This window comes from uncultured Cedecea sp. (assembly GCF_947498825.1).
Lineage (GTDB): Bacteria > Pseudomonadota > Gammaproteobacteria > Enterobacterales > Enterobacteriaceae > JGM124.
The window spans coordinates 47,495-64,746 of the sequence record NZ_CANMLV010000001.1 but is presented as its reverse complement, the minus strand read 5'-3'; the positions used below and the strand labels follow the sequence as shown (position 1 = coordinate 64,746).

Sequence of the window (17,252 nt, the reverse complement as noted above, 5' to 3'; positions counted from 1 at the left end):
TGCAATTGCTGATTACGCGAACCATTCTGGATGGATACGCAGAAGTATCATGTTTCATATATTATCAGAAGGCGATAAGGGCCCACTATAACCAAAAGTAATTGGTTATACTTAAAAGTAATAGACTTGTCTGTTTATTGTTCTGGTTGCTGGTGAAGCAGATTATTAAAGGTCGTTTGGAGTGAATTAATCATCTGTGACGACCAGCGAACAACATGGTTTTCTGGTAAAGAGTGTGGCATCCAGACGGCAAATCCAAATAATGCCATACAGAGAACCCGTTCCAGTTGATTCCCTTTTTGGGGCCTGATAACAGGAAAACGAAAACGCCAGCGACAAGGCCAGAGCAACGGGACACCTGCCGGTGTGAGCATATCTGCAATGATATGGCTGATATAACCGATAACCATTCCCTGAAGTGCGTCTGCCGGAATAACCCAGTCATTGGGGACTTTCAGAGAGAACAGAGCCAGACTAGTGAAGACCGCCAGCAAGCTGTGAGTAAATCCACGATGCCCGAACATGCGCGCAACGGGTTTGGAAATCCATTTTACACGCTGACCGAGAAACGATTTAGGGTGATCGATATCAGGTAGCAGGCAAGTCAGAATGGCTGACGGAACAATATGCCACCAATCCCCATTAGCCAGGACTGGCGTTAATTCCGCATTTTTAGCAAACACTGCAAGCGAAATAGAAAAAAGCAGATGGCCTTCCGCCGTCATAGTACAACCCGAATAATAACTGTCGATTCGTCCAGTATAGGGTTTTTATACAGTATGCGAAAGAGGTGACGCCGTAACATTTTATAAGAATAGGGATGACCTGCATCCCTTGTATATTAACCCACCAGATGATTGGCGGTAAGCTGCTCAAGAGTCTGGAGCTTCACGTCTGCAAGCCCCCAGCGAGGGTCGGGAAGGTTTTCTGTTATCGGTACTACGATAGACCGCATACGTGCAGCCTTGCTGGCAACCATTCCGGTCACCGAGTCTTCCAGTGCGACACAATTAACAGGGGAAATATTGAGCTGTGCGGCGGCGTTCAGATAGACCTGAGGATGCGGCTTGCTGTAGGGGAGATGTTCTGCTGAAGCGAGCGTGTCGAAGCTATCGCGCAGTTCGAAGATTTCCAGTACTTTTTCCAGCATAGCTAAAGGTGATGCGGAAGCCAGGCCGATTTTCAGACCCTGGGCTTTACACAGTATTAGCGCCTCTCTCACGCCAGGTTTCAATGGTCGTTGTTGTTCGACTAACTCAATGACACGTGTAATCACTCGGGCCGTGACCTCAGCACATGAAGGGCCACTCCAGGGCATCAGGTTAAACCACATATCCACCACCACATCGATACGCACACCGAGCGTTTCGGGAAGTTCGTGGTGTCTTGAGGTGTCCACCCCTATTGATGAGAGAACTTCGTGTTCAGCCTGTTCCCAGAGGGGCTCAGAATCAATTAACAGACCATCCATATCAAAAATCGCTGCATGGATCGGGTGTGTGCTTGCCATTAGAAACCTCCCTTAGTTCATATTCATCACTGATTGGTTAACTTTCTGACCTCAGACAATACAGGACAATGGTACTTTTGCGAATTTAACCTGTAAAGTCTGGGTGAAAAGAGGATATGCAGGTAGACTTTAGCCAACATGTTACGTCTTAAATAAGGAGAATGTATGACGTATCAACAGGCAGGACGTATTGCTTTACTGAAACGCATCGTCGGTTGGGTGATTTTTATCCCGGCGCTACTGTCTACTTTTATCTCTGTACTGAAATTTATGTATACGTACAGCGAAAAACAAGCTGGTATTAACGCGGTTATGCTGGACTTTATTCATGTCATGATCGATATGGTGCGTTTTAATACGCCTTTCCTGAATTTTTTCTGGGAGAATTCACCGCAGGCCGATTTTCTGCAACAGACAAATATTGCATTCTGGATGATTTTTGCACTGATGTTCATTGGTCTGGCATTGAAAGATTCAGGCGCCAGAATGTCACGGCAGGTAAAATTTGTACGCGAAAGCATTCAGGATCAGTTGATTATCGAACAAGCCAAAGGAGAAGAGGGACTGAGCAAACAGCAGTTGGATGCCAGAATTAATGTCCCTCATCACTCTTTCCTGGTTCAGATTTTCCCGCTGTATATCCTGCCAGTGATTGTACTGGTTGCCGGATATTTGTTTTTCCGGCTATTGGGCTTTATTTAGCCATTATCGGAACAACACTTGTTCCAGTGCATTTTGCGCAACCGGAACATGCTCTCTGCCAAACACGACAGCCCGATTTATCAGGGGATACAGCTGGTAAATCGGTTGTCGTTCAATGAATCCAGACGGTAGCGGTGTAACTGACTGGTAGCCATCATAAATATGCGACGATTGTTCAGGATGTAAGGGCAACATCGCCAAATCACACTCGCGGTCCCCCCAGTAACAGGCGGGATCATAGATAAAGGGGCCATCAGGTCCTAAAGCACAGTTATTCGCCCATAAATCACCATGTAACAGTGAAGGCTGCGGTTGATGGGTGGCAAGAGCCTGTTGTACAGCATTGACGATGGTATCGATATCGCCGAATACCATGCCTTTTTCTGCAGCGATTTCAAGCTGCCAGCCAATACGTTGTTCAGCAAAAAAAGTAGACCAGCGACGCTGCCAGAGATTGGGTTGCAATGTGGTGGACAGCGCATTATCGAAATCCAGGCCAAATTGAGGCTGATCGCTCCATTGGTGTAATCGCGCCAAATGCTGTCCAAGCAAATAAGCATTGTGAAAATTTAAAGGTCGGGTGGGGAGATATTCCAGTAGCAGAAAACTATTATCCCGGTCTGAACCTGTTGCCCAAACAGCAGGGACTCTGACCGTATTGGTACGTGCCAGTAACGTCAGTTGATCGGCCTCGGCAATAAATAACGGTAACATCTCCTGATTATCACTTTTGACAAAAATTTCGTGTTGACCGTAATGTATATGCCATGCTTGATGACTCTGACCACCAAAAATTTGTCTCGGTGGTGAGACTTCGGCTTCACCTAGCTGTTCGCTTAACAGACGACGAATAGTTTGCCACATATTGAATTCCTCTGTGGATGACCGGATTATCAATAGATTATCGCGCTTAATAGTGACTAACCGCGACATCACGCACAGTTACCGGATTTTTATAGCAACACAACTTCTCGTGAGTATGGTCTTTTCACATCAAATATAGCCTGTTTTTCAATCATTAGCGGATAAAGCCCTACTTTTCATATGTCTTATATGCAAAGGTTTTCGGGTCTGTCCTGGAGGCTAAAACCTTATGTATTATACTGTTATGTGGAAAGGTCTTATTTTTGTATCGTTATGAATATAAAGGATTTTTAATATAGTGCAGGCGAGAAGATCTTATTAAGATCTCATTGCTAAGTTTACGGGGCTTATTTTATAATTCATCCCCTTCCTGGTGTCAGACCCTATGACTCTTGTGAAATAGGCCGAATTCTTGCGGTTATCTTTTTTTGTGTTGTACGGATTAATAAATGAAGCTTTTAAAGACAGTACCGGTTGCACTCCTCCTGGCTGGAGGATCGTTCGTAAGTCATTCTGTTTGGGCAGATGACTCGGTGTTCACTGTCATGGATGACCCTGCCACAGCCAAGTCAGCTTTTGGCGGTAATCTTAATGCAGGTTATCTTGCTCAGTCAGGGAACACCAAAAGTTCCTCGCTGACTGCCAATACCAATATGACCTGGTACCAGCAGGTAACTGCATGGTCACTGTGGGGCAGCGCCAGTAACACGTCATCTAATGATGTACGCTCTTCTGAAAAATACTCTGTCGGTGGTCGTGGTCGTTATAATCTGTCTGACAGTAACTATGTTTTTGGTCAGGTAAGCTGGTTAACCGATCGTTATAATGGCTATCATGCCCGCGATATTTTTACCGCAGGCTATGGTCGTCAGGTATTTGCAGGTCCGGTACAGTTTCTGCGTCTGGAAGCCGGTCCTGGTGTGCGCTATGACGAATATGTTGACGGCGGCAGTAAAACCCAGGCTTTAGGCTATGCGTCAGCTATCTATAACTGGCAGTTCACAGATAACGCTAAGTTCACTCAGGGCGTATCATTCTTTGGTTCTGAAGACAGTACCGTCAATACTGAAACCTCGGTTGATGTTGCCATCAATGAGAATTTTGGTTTGAAACTCGGTTACTACATAACATGGAACTCTGAGCCACCAGCATCAGCACCTAATCGTACTGATAAGCGTACCCAAATTACCCTTGGTTATAAGCTCTAGCCATGAAAGGCCGGACATTTGTCCGGCTGAGACTGATGACAAAGCTAAAGTGATATCTGATTATCAGCGCTTATTTACGAAAATAAACAGGAAAATCAATTCATTGATTTTCGGCTGATAACACAAAGAAGGGAAAACCACGTTTTTCCTTTTTTGTCAGCAATCAGGGCCGGACATTTGTCCGGTTTACTTTTATTATTATATGTTCCCGTCAGCCAACTTAAGTTATTTTTTCATTTTCGCTTCGTAAGGGTTACTTGTTTTTAACCTCTTCTTCTTTTTGTTTACATCTTATTAACGAACACAGTAAATTTGAGCTTATCTGACAAATTTACTGACTATCAATAATCGCTGCTGTCCGGTTATAATTACGCTGTATTCAGATAACTCGTTTGTTGAGTAAGAGATAAATTATGAAAGCGCTAAAAAATATAGCGATATCTGGCCTGTTGCTGTCATTTTCTGTCGGTGTATTTGCAGCACGCCCAGCCAGCACTGTAGTTGCAGTTGAAAAATCAACCACCCCATATTTTGTAAATATCGTTAATGTTGGTTGCGATATGCTATCGCGCAAAAATCCGACATTACGGGAACGTATTAGTGCCATTGATGCTCAGATCTCAGTCCCGGGAGAATGCGCTGAGTAACTTTGATCCTATGGTGCATGCATAGATTTATCCGCTAGCATATACAAGCTAGTGCGTTCTGTGCAGTGAGATATTCTGTATCCACCATACTTCAAGTTGTATACACGCTGACTGCATTCGTTCATCCCGCAAGCTCATCGGAGTTTTCTCATCTGCCGCCGATACGAGACTCAGTTATGAGTCTCGTATCGGCTGTTCAATGGTTATAATAAATGTGACTCATTAATACACTGTCGTCATTCAGTTGTTTGATGATGGGTTCATGTGTATTTGATTTTAACTGAACGCCCGTAAAGTATTTTAACCCTTTCGATTACAAATAAATTATAGCACTTCATATACTCTCGCCCACTTTGTTATTATCGGGTGGTTTGTTTTATATTATTGGTTTTTTTCCCAACGAGCCTGGTGTGTGGTTGGCGGTTGGGCTCTTGATTTGTGGCACGGAGCAATGACTCGCTTGGGTCTATAAGCGGGAACCCGATATCAGATGCCTGCGTAGCGATATGATTGGATTTACAGCGGAGAGTATTCCTTTTCTTAACCCTTCTGCTTTGCTGCGACAGGCTTTAAACGGACTGGTATTTGTAAGTTAACAGAAGATGCCCGGGCTGTTTGCTCAGAGGGTAGAGCGCAGACTCTTAAGCCATTGGCAGGGAATTAAGGAATATTGAACTTTACCTCATTCTAAATAAGCTGCAGATTTTTTACTCAGCTCATCCTTGGGAGATATGTTCGTGTCAGAGGGACAAAAGGTATATGCTCTCTTTGCTTTCCGTAGATGGATACAGCAGAACCATCTTATAAGATAGCTCAATAATATTAGATTAGCGTGAGTTTATGCTATTAGCGATGACCTGGTCCCTGGGAATAATGCCCGCCGCCATGCCCTCCTGGATGGTGAAGGCATCCGGAAAGAGAGATGGCCCCGCATAACACCAAAACCACGAATATAGATTTTTTCATAATGGCTCCTGTTTTAGCTGAGTCCTGATTTCATGTTATAACTGTGAGGACTTTATGGGGAACAGGCTAATTACTGCTTTAATCAAGCATAATTAAGACTAATCCATGTCAAACCCTGGCTCTGACAGTGTCGAATATTCTTATTAGACTGATTCTCTGTCCGCTCATAAAATGGCCATTATTCGTTATTATCGTCCCGGTAATCAAAGCTGAGATAATATACCCGTCATACTTCAAGTTGCTTGGGTGTTACCTGCGTCCAGCCCGCCGAATCACAGAGTTTATCTATGCTCATCGACGGGCTGAACTGGGTGCCTACAAGCAACTCGAATTATTTTGGGTAGATAAACGCTTATTCAGATCTATTTTTTATCAAACCAAGTTTCGTTTTAGCTCCATCGATTTACCTCGAAACATTGTGCGCGTTTACGGTATCAATATTCGCTATTCAGGCCTTCAAATATCCATATCGAATGAGTAGTGCACCTGTCGGCCAGCAGAGCGCAGTAGCCGATTCATACAGAGGCTGATGCTTGGGTATTATTAACAGAAAGACAACGAGCGTAGAAAAAGTTCATTCCCTATACCGTTAGTGCTAATATTAGCTAAGCCAAATGCAGTAAGAAACGAACGGTTTTGCATTTGTGTACAAAAATTGTGAACCAATTTAGCGATTGTTGGTTAAATGGTTTCATAATTAACTGTTATAAAACAAATTTATAGTTTGCATGTGATCTTTCGTGGGGGTCACCACTGCAAGTAAGGATTTTAAATGCCTGTAATTACACTTCCTGATGGTAGTCAACGTCATTACGAACAAGCGGTTAGTCCATTAGATGTCGCGCTGGATATCGGTCCTGGTCTGGCAAAGGCCTGTATTGCTGGCCGTGTAGACGGTGAGTTGGTTGATGCGACTGACCTTATCGAAAACGATGCCCAGTTGGCGATTATTACTGCCAAAGATGAAGCCGGTATCGAAATCATTCGTCACTCTTGCGCTCACTTGTTGGGACACGCCATTAAGCAGTTATGGCCGGACACCAAAATGGCGATTGGTCCGGTGATTGACAACGGTTTCTACTATGATGTTGACCTTGACCATACATTGACTCAGGAAGATCTCGAGCGTCTGGAAAAACGGATGCATGAGCTTGCCGAAACCGATTACAACGTCATCAAGAAAAAAGTGAGCTGGCAAGAAGCGAGAGATACCTTTGTTGCTCGCGGCGAAAACTATAAAGTTGCCATTCTTGATGAAAATATTAGCCATGATGATAAGCCGGGTCTGTATCATCATGAAGAATACGTTGATATGTGCCGCGGTCCGCATGTGCCTAATATGCGTTTCTGCCACCATTTTAAACTGCAGAAAACCGCGGGAGCCTACTGGCGTGGCGATAGCAGCAATAAAATGCTGCAACGTGTTTATGGCACGGCCTGGGCGGACAAAAAGCAACTTAATGCCTATTTGAAACGCCTGGAAGAAGCGTCTAAGCGCGATCACCGTAAAATCGGTAAGCAGCTTGACCTCTATCATATGCAAGAAGAAGCGCCAGGCATGGTGTTCTGGCATAATGATGGCTGGACGATTTTCCGTGAGCTGGAAGTGTTTGTTCGTTCCAAACTGAAAGAGTACCAGTATCAGGAAGTGAAGGGTCCGTTTATGATGGACCGCGTTCTGTGGGAAAAAACAGGTCACTGGGACAACTATAAAGATGCAATGTTCACCACCTCATCAGAGAACCGTGAATACTGCATTAAGCCAATGAACTGTCCGGGACATGTACAGATCTTTAACCAAGGTCTGAAATCATACCGTGATTTGCCGCTGCGTATGGCTGAGTTTGGTAGCTGCCACCGTAACGAACCATCAGGTGCGCTGCACGGCTTGATGCGTGTTCGTGGCTTTACTCAGGATGATGCTCACGTTTTCTGTACCGAAGATCAGGTCCGCGATGAAGTTAATAGCTGTATTCGTATGGTCTATGATATGTACAGCACTTTCGGTTTTGAAAAGATCGTGGTGAAACTGTCAACGCGTCCAGAAAAACGTATCGGCAGTGATGAAATGTGGGATCGCGCTGAGGCAGACTTGGCAGCAGCCCTTGAAGAAAACCAGATCCCGTTTGATCTCCAACCGGGCGAAGGGGCGTTTTATGGCCCGAAAATTGAGTTTACCCTCTACGATTGCCTGGACAGAGCCTGGCAGTGTGGTACGGTTCAGCTTGACTTCTCATTGCCTTCGCGCCTAAATGCATCATATATTGGTGAAAGTAACGAGCGTTTAGTCCCGGTGATGATTCACCGTGCGATTTTAGGTTCAATGGAACGTTTCATCGGTATTCTGACCGAAGAGTTTGCTGGTTTCTTCCCAACCTGGCTTGCTCCGGTACAAGTTGTTGTGATGAATATCACGGATAGTCAGTCTGAATATGTCAGCGAATTAGTGCGAAAACTGCAAAATGCGGGCATTCGTGTAAAAGCAGACTTGAGAAATGAGAAGATTGGCTTTAAAATCAGAGAACACACGTTGCGTCGTGTCCCTTACATGTTAGTCTGCGGTGATAAAGAGGTTGAGTCCGGTAAAGTAGCCGTACGTACCCGCCGTGGCGTTGACTTGGGAAGTATTGACGTAAACGAATTGATTGAGAAACTGCAAAACGAAATTCGCAGTCGCAATCTACATCAACTGGAGGAATAAAGTATTAAAGGCGGAAAAAGAGTTCAACCGGCGCGTCCAAATCGCATAAATAGAGAAATTCGTGCTACTGAGGTTCGTCTGACAGGCCTTGATGGCGAGCAGATTGGCATTGTTAGTCTTAATGAAGCTTTAGAAAAAGCCGAAGAAGCAGGCGCTGATTTAGTTGAAATCAGCCCTAATGCTGAACCGCCTGTTTGCCGTATAATGGACTACGGCAAGTTCCTCTACGAAAAAAGTAAATCTTCTAAGGAACAGAAGAAAAAACAAAAAGTCATCCAGGTTAAAGAAATTAAGTTTCGTCCTGGCACCGATGATGGCGACTATCAGGTAAAACTCCGCAGCCTGGTTCGCTTTCTGGAAGATGGAGACAAAGCCAAAATCACTCTGCGTTTTCGTGGACGTGAAATGGCACACCAACAGATCGGCATGGAAGTGCTTAACCGCGTCCGTGACGATCTGAGTGAACTGGCAGTAGTCGAGTCCTTCCCTACGAAGATCGAAGGCCGCCAGATGATCATGGTGCTTGCTCCGAAGAAGAAACAGTAAGGCCATCAAGTAACATGTTCTACGGGGCGTAAGTCCCGTAGTTTTTGTTCGCCTTCTGATTCGTTTATTTAACAATGCGAAGTGGAAATTGAAATGCCAAAGATTAAAACAGTACGCGGCGCCGCTAAGCGCTTCAAAAAGACTGCTTCTGGTGGTTTTAAGCGCAAGCACGCTAACCTGCGTCATATTCTGACTAAGAAGTCTACTAAACGTAAACGTCACCTGCGTCCAAAAGGTCTGGTTTCCAAAGGGGATCTGGGTCTGGTTGTCGCTTGTCTGCCGTACGCATAAGTTTACTTTTAATTTTTTTCAGAATATAAAACAGGAGAGCTAATATGGCTCGCGTAAAACGTGGTGTAATCGCACGTGCTCGTCACAAAAAAATCCTCAAACAAGCTAAAGGCTACTATGGTGCGCGTTCACGCGTTTACCGTGTTGCTTTCCAGGCTGTTATCAAAGCTGGTCAGTATGCTTACCGCGACCGTCGTCAACGTAAACGTCAATTCCGCCAGCTGTGGATTGCGCGTATCAACGCTGCAGCTCGTCAGAACGGTATCTCTTACAGCAAATTCATCAATGGCCTGAGAAAAGCCTCTGTTGAAATCGACCGTAAGATCCTGGCTGATATCGCAGTATTCGACAAAGTGGCATTTACTGCACTGGTTGAGAAAGCGAAAGTAGCTCTGGCGTAAGCCCGTTATCAGAGGGAGCATTGCTCCCTCTTTTATTTTCAGGTTCAGAAGCATATTGATTCTGGTTTAATTAAAATAAGGTAACCGCAAGCATGTATGCTGCTATTTTCCGTTTCTTTTTTTACTTTAGCGCCTGATTTCAGGGGGCTTTGCGCGTAAGAGAAGAAACGAAAAACAGCGCCGAAAGCCTCCTTTAGGAGGCTTTTTTTTGCGTTTTGTTTCCGTGTCAGACTAACTAATCCGGCAGTTTGCCGGTATATGAGGAATACCATGCCACATCTCGCAGAGCTGGTTGCAAATGCCAAAGCAGCCATAAACGATGCCCAGGATGTTGCCGCGTTAGATACCGTACGCGTCGAATATTTAGGGAAAAAAGGGCACCTGACCCTCCAGATGACCACCCTGCGTGAACTGCCAGCGGAAGAACGCCCGGCGGCTGGTGCGGTAATTAATGAGGCAAAAGAGCAGGTTCAGGAAGCGCTGAACACACGTAAAGCGACTCTGGAAAGTGCTGCGCTCAATGCCCGACTGGCGCAAGAAACTATCGATGTCTCTTTGCCCGGACGCCGTATCGAAAATGGTGGTCTGCACCCGGTAACCCGTACTATCGACAGAATTGAAAGCTTTTTTGGCGAACTAGGCTTTACTGTTGCTACCGGTCCGGAAATTGAAGATGACTACCATAACTTTGATGCACTGAATATTCCTGCCCATCACCCGGCACGTGCCGATCACGATACGTTCTGGTTTGATGCAACGCGTTTACTGCGTACTCAAACTTCGGGTGTGCAAATCCGTACCATGAAAGATAAGCAGCCGCCTATTCGTATTATCGCGCCGGGTCGCGTCTACCGTAACGATTACGATCAGACTCACACCCCAATGTTCCATCAGATGGAAGGGTTAATTGTTGATACCAACATTAACTTCACGAATCTGAAAGGGACCTTGCACGAATTCTTGAATAACTTCTTTGAGGAAGATTTGCAGATCCGTTTCCGTCCATCTTACTTCCCGTTCACTGAGCCTTCTGCAGAAGTTGACGTGATGGGTAAAAATGGCAAATGGCTGGAAGTGCTGGGCTGCGGTATGGTGCACCCCAATGTGCTGCGCAATGTCGGTATAGACCCGGAAGTCTACTCTGGTTTTGCTTTCGGTATGGGTATGGAGCGTTTGACTATGTTGCGTTACGGCGTAACCGATCTGCGAGCATTCTTCGAAAATGACTTACGTTTTCTTAAACAGTTTAAATAAGGGCGGAATATCCAATGAAATTCAGTGAACTCTGGTTACGCGAATGGGTAAATCCAGCCAACAATAGCGAAGAACTCAGCAATCAAATTACCATGGCTGGCCTGGAAGTTGATGGCGTCGATGCTGTTGCCGGTGCTTTTCATGGTGTCGTGGTCGGCGAAGTTGTCGAGTGTGGACAGCATCCTAATGCAGACAAACTGCGCGTAACCAAAATCAATGTTGGCGGTGAGCGTCTGCTCGATATCGTCTGCGGTGCTCCAAATTGCCGCCAGGGATTGAAAGTTGCTGTGGCTACTGTCGGCGCTGTACTGCCTGGTGATTTTAAAATTAAAGCAGCGAAATTACGTGGTGAGCCTTCAGAAGGTATGCTGTGTTCTTTCTCTGAACTGGGTATAAGCGATGACAGTAGCGGTATTATTGAACTGCCTGCTGATGCGCCAGTAGGCGTTGATATTCGCGAATTCCTGCAGCTTGATGATAACACGATTGAAATCAGCGTAACGCCAAACCGCGCTGATTGCCTGGGCATCATTGGTATCGCTCGTGATGTTGCGGTTCTTAATCAGTTGCCATTGAATCAGCCTGAAATCACCGCTGTGAATGTTGATATTGATGACAGTCTGCCTATCCGTGTCGATGCGCCAGCCGCTTGCCCGCGCTATCTTGGCCGTGTGGTTAAGAATATTAATGTTAATGCCAGTACACCGTTATGGATGAAAGAAAAGCTGCGCCGGTGCGGTATTCGCTCCATTGATCCGGTTGTCGATATTACTAACTATGTATTGCTCGAACTCGGCCAGCCTATGCACGCCTTTGATCTGAGCCGTATCGATGGCGGCATTGTGGTGCGTATGGCAGAAGAAGGCGAAGCGCTGGTTCTGCTTGATGGCAACGAAGTGAAGTTGAGCGCTGATACGCTGGTTATTGCTGATAACAGCAAAGCGTTGGCGATGGCGGGGATCTTTGGTGGTGAACATTCTGGTGTGAATGGTGAAACCCGTGATGTGCTGCTGGAATGTGCGTTCTTCAGTCCACTTTCAATCACCGGTCGTGCCCGCCGCCATGGCTTACATACTGATGCTTCACATCGTTATGAACGTGGCGTTGACTCTGCTATTCAATATCAGGCTATGGAGCGTGCGACGCGTCTGTTGGTTGATATTTGTGGCGGTCAGGTCGGTCCTGTGACTGATGCCAGCCATCAAGACAGCCTGCCTGTTCCTGCAACCATTACCTTACGTCGCAATAAGCTTGACCGTCTGATTGGTTATCATATCGTTGATGATAACGTGACGGATATCCTGCGTCGTCTCGGTTGCGAAGTAACGGTGGGTGAAGAGTTGTGGACCGCTGTCGCGCCAAGCTGGCGTTTTGATATGGCGATTGAAGAGGACTTGGTGGAAGAAGTCGCCCGTGTCTACGGTTACGATAACATCCCTGATTTGCCGATTCAGGCGAGCCTTATCATGGGGACCCATCGTGAAGCAGATTTGTCTCTTAAGCGTGTGAAAACGATGCTTGTGGACAAAGGCTATCAGGAAGTTATCACTTACAGCTTTGTCGATCCTAAGACGCAACAATGGTTACACCCAGGTGAAGAACACCTGATTTTGCCTAATCCAATCGCCAGTGATATGTCTGCAATGCGCTTATCCTTGCTAACCGGATTACTCAATACTGTGGTCTATAACCAAAATCGCCAACAAAGTCGTGTACGTATTTTTGAGTCTGGGTTACGGTTTGTACCTGATACACAGGCCAATTTAGGTATTCGTCAGGATGTTATGCTGGCTGGTGCAATTTGTGGTAATCACTATGAAGAGCACTGGGATTTGGAACGCAGAACAGTTGATTTCTTCGATCTGAAGGGCGATTTAGAGTCTGTGCTTTCACTGACTGGCAAACTGGACGATGTCGAATTCCGGGTTCAGAATAATCCTGCTCTTCATCCAGGGCAAAGTGCAGGACTGTTTTTAGCAGATGAATATATTGGATATATTGGTGTTGTTCATCCGGAACTTGAGCGTAAACTGGACTTGAATGGTCGTACTGTGGTGTTCGAAGTATTGTGGGATAAGCTTGCAGACCGCGTCATTCCTGACGCGCAAGAGGTTTCTCGCTTCCCGGCAAACCGTCGTGACATTGCTGTTGTTGTGGCAGAAAACGTGCCTGCAGCAGATGTTTTAGTTGAATGTAAGAAAGTTGGCGTAAATCATATAGTTGGCGTAAACTTATTTGACGTGTACCGTGGTAAGGGCGTAACCGATGGTTATAAGAGCCTGGCCATAAGCCTTATCCTTCAGGATTCAGGTCGTACACTCGAGGAAGATGAGATTGCTGCTACCGTTGCGAAATGCGTCGCAGCATTAAAAGAGCGATTCCAGGCCTCATTGAGGGATTGAACGTATGGCGCTTACAAAAGCTGAAATGTCAGAATATCTGTTTGATAAGCTTGGTCTTAGCAAACGAGATGCTAAAGAGTTGGTTGAACTGTTTTTTGAAGAGATACGTCGTTCTTTAGAAAATGGTGAGCAGGTGAAACTCTCGGGTTTTGGTAACTTTGACCTGCGCGACAAAAATCAACGCCCTGGGCGTAACCCGAAGACTGGAGAGGATATCCCCATTACGGCTCGCCGTGTGGTGACTTTCCGTCCTGGTCAGAAACTGAAAAGTCGGGTTGAGAATGCGTCGCCGAAAGATGAGTAACCTCGCGTAATAAAAAGGCCGCATCTGCGGCCTTTTTCTTTGCTTGTTCCTGCCGCCAAATATTCCGTAAAATCATCCTATCTTCCCCTATAAGGACACTTCAGGCCTGATGCTTACTTTTGTCGCGCGACAACGTCGTATTGAGCTTCGCTGGATTGTCGCTCTGGCGCTTATCCTGTTTAGTATTCTGATGCTCAGTTTATGTGCCGGAGATATCTGGATACCACCGAGTCGCTGGTGGAGTGCTGAGGGACATCTTTTTATTTGGCAAATTCGTTTCCCGCGTACTCTGGCTGTATTACTGGTCGGGGCTGCATTGGCGCTGTCCGGAACCCTGATGCAAGCATTGTTTGAAAATCCGCTGGCGGAACCCGGCTTACTGGGTGTATCGAGTGGTGCCGGTGTGGCATTGATAGGCGGCTTGCTATTAGGGCAGGGGGTGTTACCTGGCTGGGCTATGGGGTTATGTGCGATTGCCGGTGCCTTTATTGTCACGATAATTTTATTACGCTTTGCCCGTCGTCATCTGTCAACCAGTCGCCTGTTACTGGCGGGAGTGGCGCTGGGTATGATCTGCAGCGCGCTGATGACCTGGGCGGTCTATTTCAGTTCAAGTCTCGATTTACGTCAGTTAATGTATTGGATGATGGGGGGATTTGGTGGGGTAGACTGGCGACAGTGGTGGCTGATGGTGACGCTTTTGCCGGTGATTATCTGGTTATGTTTTCAGCATAAACCGTTGAATATGATGACTCTAGGGGAGCACTCTGCCCGCCAGTTGGGCTTGTCTGTCTGGTTATGGCGCAATATTCTGGTTATTGTAACCGGCTGGATGGTTGGGGTTAGTGTTGCCCTGGCGGGAGCTATCAGCTTTATTGGCCTTGTGATACCGCACTTGCTGCGTATTATGGGACTCAGCGATCACCGTGTACTGTTACCGGCCAGTGCACTGGCCGGGGCAAGTGCCTTAGGTGGTGCCGATATTGTGGCGCGTCTGGCTCTCCAGTCCGCTGAATTACCGATTGGTGTTGTAACGGCAAGCCTGGGGGCGCCAGTCTTTATCTGGTTACTATTGAAGGTCGGACGTTAACTTACTGAGGATAAACGTGATGTCACAGAGCATTTTAAACAATGAAGTAAAAACGATTGACGGTGAAGTCACGACGCTTGCACCCTGGCAGGGCAAAGTGTTGTTGGTTGTGAATGTGGCCTCGCAATGTGGTTTAACGCCGCAGTACGCTCAGCTCGAAGTGCTTCAGGAAACCTATGGTGAGAGAGGTTTTGCGATACTGGGTTTCCCTTGTAATCAATTCCTTGGACAAGAACCTTTGGGCGAGGAAGAGATCAAAACCTTCTGTAGCACCACTTACGGCATCACTTTCCCGATGTTCAGCAAAATTGAAGTGAATGGTGAGGGGCGTCACCCATTATATCAACAACTGACGACTGCTCAGCCTGTCGCTGTTGCACCTGAAGGCAGTGTTTTCTTCGAGCGCATGAGTAGTAAAGGTCGTGCGCCGAAAAATCCAGGTGATATTTTGTGGAACTTTGAAAAATTCCTCATTTCTCGTAACGGTGAGGTTATTCAACGTTTTTCACCGGATATGACGCCTGAGGATCCTGTTCTTATTCAGGCGATTAATCAGGCTCTGGAATCATAGAATGGCCGTCCTGCAAGTGCGGAATGTCGCGGTTAGCGGAAGACTGATGCCTGTCAGTGCAGAGGTGAACGCGGGCGAAATTATCCACCTTGTAGGACCCAACGGTGCCGGGAAAAGTACTCTGTTAGCCAGGATGGCTGGAATGAGTGAGGGTTCCGGCGATATTTTTCTGAACAATCGGCCACTTACAGATTGGAGTGCGACCCAATTATCCCGTCATCGCGCCTGGCTGCCTCAGCATCAGACGCCTCCTTTTGCTATGCCAGTCTGGCACTATTTACAGTTGCATCAATCGGCCCCGGGAGCCGATGCGGTGATGATGACGTTAGCAGATGCGCTCTCTCTGACGGCTAAACTGACAAAGCCTGTGAATCAGCTATCTGGCGGAGAATGGCAGCGTGTCCGTCTGGCCGCTGTGTTTATGCAGATAGATCCGCAAATCAATACCACAGGTCAGTTGTTGCTACTGGATGAACCCATGAGTAGCCTGGACGTTGCACAACAGGCAGCTCTGGATAACTTGCTGCAGGCGTTCAGCGCATCCGGTATCGCTATTGTTATGAGTAGCCATGATTTGAACCATAGCCTGCGTTATGCAGACCGGGTGTGGTTATTACGTGCCGGAGAATTACTGGCACAAGGAGCGAGTACTGAGGTTTTATCCCCCCGATATCTGGATAATGCCTATAATATGTCATTCAGGTTATTATCTGTTGAAGGACACAGGATGCTTATCCATTCAGCATAACGATATCGATGAGATTCGTTATGTCAGCGAGTTTTCACCGGAACTGATAAGGTTATAGAATGCGTTTGTGGCTGATTGCAATACTGTGCATCATTCTGGCTGGCTGTAGCAGCCACCGTGCCCCTGTGCCGAATACACGGCTCTCTGACTCAATAACAGTGATTGCCTATCTCAATGAGCAGCTCCAGAGCTGGCAAGGCACGCCTTATGCTTATGGTGGTATGAGCCGACGGGGTATTGATTGTTCGGGCTTCGTACTCACGACTTATCGCGACAAATTCGCTTTGCAGTTACCCAGAATGACCAGTCAGCAAGCCAAAGTGGGGACCCGTATCGATAAAACCGAACTGTTACCGGGTGATTTGGTTTTTTTTATTACGGGCTCAGGTGAGAACGGTCTGCATGTGGGGATTTATGATACTGATAATCAGTTCATTCATGCTTCTACTAGTCGGGGGGTGATTCGTTCTTCACTCGATAACGTTTACTGGAAGAAAAAGTTCTGGCAGGCACGACGGATTTAACGATTTTATAATCGTTATTCTTCAATTTATATGAGCGCTGGCTGCATTCATTCACCTGACTGACTTACCCTCGTGAGTTTATCGGCATCCTCTCACTTGCCGTGTGCCCCGACACACAAATACTTCTTGCCCTGACAGGTTAACGTTTTGTCCTACAACTCGAATTATTTGAGATAGCGTAAGAAAATTATTTCCAATCATCGGTATAAATGTACAGAAAATGATCATGCTTTATTCTCTGTGAATAATTGATATTGTATATCTCTTCCTAAGCCCGCTATTATTAAGTAACATCTAAGTGAAATTGACTGAAATAGGTATTCAGCCAGGTATTGCCTTATCTGTTGCTTAAATTTATCCGTAATACTTCAGGTTGTCTGGACGCGGTAATGATGTAGACCTCGAATCATAGTATCTGTCTCTGATTAGTGTCTGCCTGAACTTGGCGTTTACCGAAAACTCGAATTATTTAGAGTATAGCCGTTTTAAAACATTATCTGGCGCTGACTGCGTTCACTCTTAT

The 17,252-nt window shown here is 46.2% G+C and carries 18 protein-coding genes and 1 other annotated feature; of the genes, 15 read left to right on the top strand and 3 right to left on the bottom strand.

Features of this window, described 5'->3' with window-relative positions:
* Positions 1–134: 134 nt before the first annotated feature.
* Both Q1A40_RS00315 and hxpB read right to left on the bottom strand, forming a co-directional pair.
* Positions 135–725, bottom strand: a complete 591-nt coding sequence (locus tag Q1A40_RS00315; protein WP_299996272.1) for a metal-dependent hydrolase — start codon at positions 723–725, stop codon at positions 135–137.
* Positions 726–841: 116 nt separating this feature from the next.
* Positions 842–1,510 carry a hexitol phosphatase HxpB gene (gene hxpB / locus Q1A40_RS00310; RefSeq protein ID WP_299996269.1) on the bottom strand — a complete coding sequence of 223 codons (669 nt, stop codon included), beginning with the start codon at positions 1,508–1,510 and terminating at the stop codon, positions 842–844.
* Positions 1,511–1,675: 165 nt separating this feature from the next.
* Between hxpB and Q1A40_RS00305 the strand changes: the two genes are divergently transcribed.
* Positions 1,676–2,212, top strand: coding sequence for a YniB family protein (locus Q1A40_RS00305; RefSeq protein WP_299996266.1), 537 nt, complete (start codon positions 1,676–1,678; stop codon positions 2,210–2,212).
* 3 nt (positions 2,213–2,215) lie between these two features.
* Here the strand turns inward: Q1A40_RS00305 and Q1A40_RS00300 are convergent, their stop codons facing one another.
* Positions 2,216–3,076 (bottom strand): fructosamine kinase family protein, encoded by an 861-nt coding sequence (locus tag Q1A40_RS00300; protein ID WP_299996263.1) that lies wholly within the window; start codon positions 3,074–3,076, stop codon positions 2,216–2,218.
* A 449-nt stretch (positions 3,077–3,525) separates the two neighbouring features.
* Between Q1A40_RS00300 and Q1A40_RS00295 the strand changes: the two genes are divergently transcribed.
* The 14 genes from Q1A40_RS00295 (at position 3,526) to Q1A40_RS00230 (ending at position 16,729) form a co-directional block, all read left to right on the top strand.
* Entirely contained in the window at positions 3,526–4,284 is a 759-nt protein-coding gene (locus tag Q1A40_RS00295) for a DUF481 domain-containing protein (protein ID WP_299996261.1), read from the top strand.
* A gap of 413 nt (positions 4,285–4,697) precedes the next feature.
* Complete coding sequence (locus Q1A40_RS00290; RefSeq protein ID WP_299996259.1) at positions 4,698–4,931, top strand: hypothetical protein; 234 nt, start codon at positions 4,698–4,700, stop codon at positions 4,929–4,931.
* Between the two features lie 1,738 nt (positions 4,932–6,669).
* Positions 6,670–8,598: a threonine--tRNA ligase gene (gene thrS, locus Q1A40_RS00285; RefSeq protein ID WP_299996256.1), complete on the top strand. Its 1,929-nt coding sequence runs from the start codon at positions 6,670–6,672 to the stop codon at positions 8,596–8,598.
* Positions 8,599–8,601: 3 nt separating this feature from the next.
* Positions 8,602–9,144, top strand: coding sequence for a translation initiation factor IF-3 (gene infC, locus Q1A40_RS00280; RefSeq protein WP_259048205.1), 543 nt, complete (start codon positions 8,602–8,604; stop codon positions 9,142–9,144).
* A gap of 93 nt (positions 9,145–9,237) precedes the next feature.
* Complete coding sequence (gene rpmI / locus Q1A40_RS00275) at positions 9,238–9,435, top strand: 50S ribosomal protein L35 (protein ID WP_081137701.1); 198 nt, start codon at positions 9,238–9,240, stop codon at positions 9,433–9,435.
* A 44-nt stretch (positions 9,436–9,479) separates the two neighbouring features.
* Positions 9,480–9,836 carry a 50S ribosomal protein L20 gene (gene rplT / locus Q1A40_RS00270; protein WP_299996250.1) on the top strand — a complete coding sequence of 119 codons (357 nt, stop codon included), beginning with the start codon at positions 9,480–9,482 and terminating at the stop codon, positions 9,834–9,836.
* 87 nt (positions 9,837–9,923) lie between these two features.
* Positions 9,924–10,047, top strand: a sequence feature (Phe leader region).
* Positions 9,929–9,973 (top strand): pheST operon leader peptide PheM, encoded by a 45-nt coding sequence (gene pheM, locus Q1A40_RS00265; RefSeq protein ID WP_152562850.1) that lies wholly within the window; start codon positions 9,929–9,931, stop codon positions 9,971–9,973. Its footprint overlaps the feature before it by 45 nt.
* A 59-nt stretch (positions 10,048–10,106) precedes the next feature.
* Positions 10,107–11,090 (top strand): phenylalanine--tRNA ligase subunit alpha, encoded by a 984-nt coding sequence (gene pheS, locus Q1A40_RS00260; protein WP_299996248.1) that lies wholly within the window; start codon positions 10,107–10,109, stop codon positions 11,088–11,090.
* Between the two features lie 14 nt (positions 11,091–11,104).
* Complete coding sequence (gene pheT / locus Q1A40_RS00255) at positions 11,105–13,492, top strand: phenylalanine--tRNA ligase subunit beta (protein WP_299996245.1); 2,388 nt, start codon at positions 11,105–11,107, stop codon at positions 13,490–13,492.
* Between the two features lie 4 nt (positions 13,493–13,496).
* Positions 13,497–13,796 carry an integration host factor subunit alpha gene (gene ihfA, locus Q1A40_RS00250; protein ID WP_211991189.1) on the top strand — a complete coding sequence of 100 codons (300 nt, stop codon included), beginning with the start codon at positions 13,497–13,499 and terminating at the stop codon, positions 13,794–13,796.
* 109 nt (positions 13,797–13,905) lie between these two features.
* Positions 13,906–14,886 (top strand): vitamin B12 ABC transporter permease BtuC, encoded by a 981-nt coding sequence (btuC, locus tag Q1A40_RS00245; RefSeq protein WP_299996238.1) that lies wholly within the window; start codon positions 13,906–13,908, stop codon positions 14,884–14,886.
* A 19-nt stretch (positions 14,887–14,905) separates the two neighbouring features.
* Complete coding sequence (locus Q1A40_RS00240) at positions 14,906–15,457, top strand: glutathione peroxidase (protein ID WP_299996236.1); 552 nt, start codon at positions 14,906–14,908, stop codon at positions 15,455–15,457.
* A 1-nt stretch (position 15,458) separates the two neighbouring features.
* Positions 15,459–16,205, top strand: a complete 747-nt coding sequence (gene btuD, locus Q1A40_RS00235; protein ID WP_299996234.1) for a vitamin B12 ABC transporter ATP-binding protein BtuD — start codon at positions 15,459–15,461, stop codon at positions 16,203–16,205.
* Positions 16,206–16,264: 59 nt separating this feature from the next.
* Positions 16,265–16,729, top strand: coding sequence for an NlpC/P60 family protein (locus Q1A40_RS00230; RefSeq protein ID WP_299996232.1), 465 nt, complete (start codon positions 16,265–16,267; stop codon positions 16,727–16,729).
* Positions 16,730–17,252 lie beyond the last annotated feature (523 nt).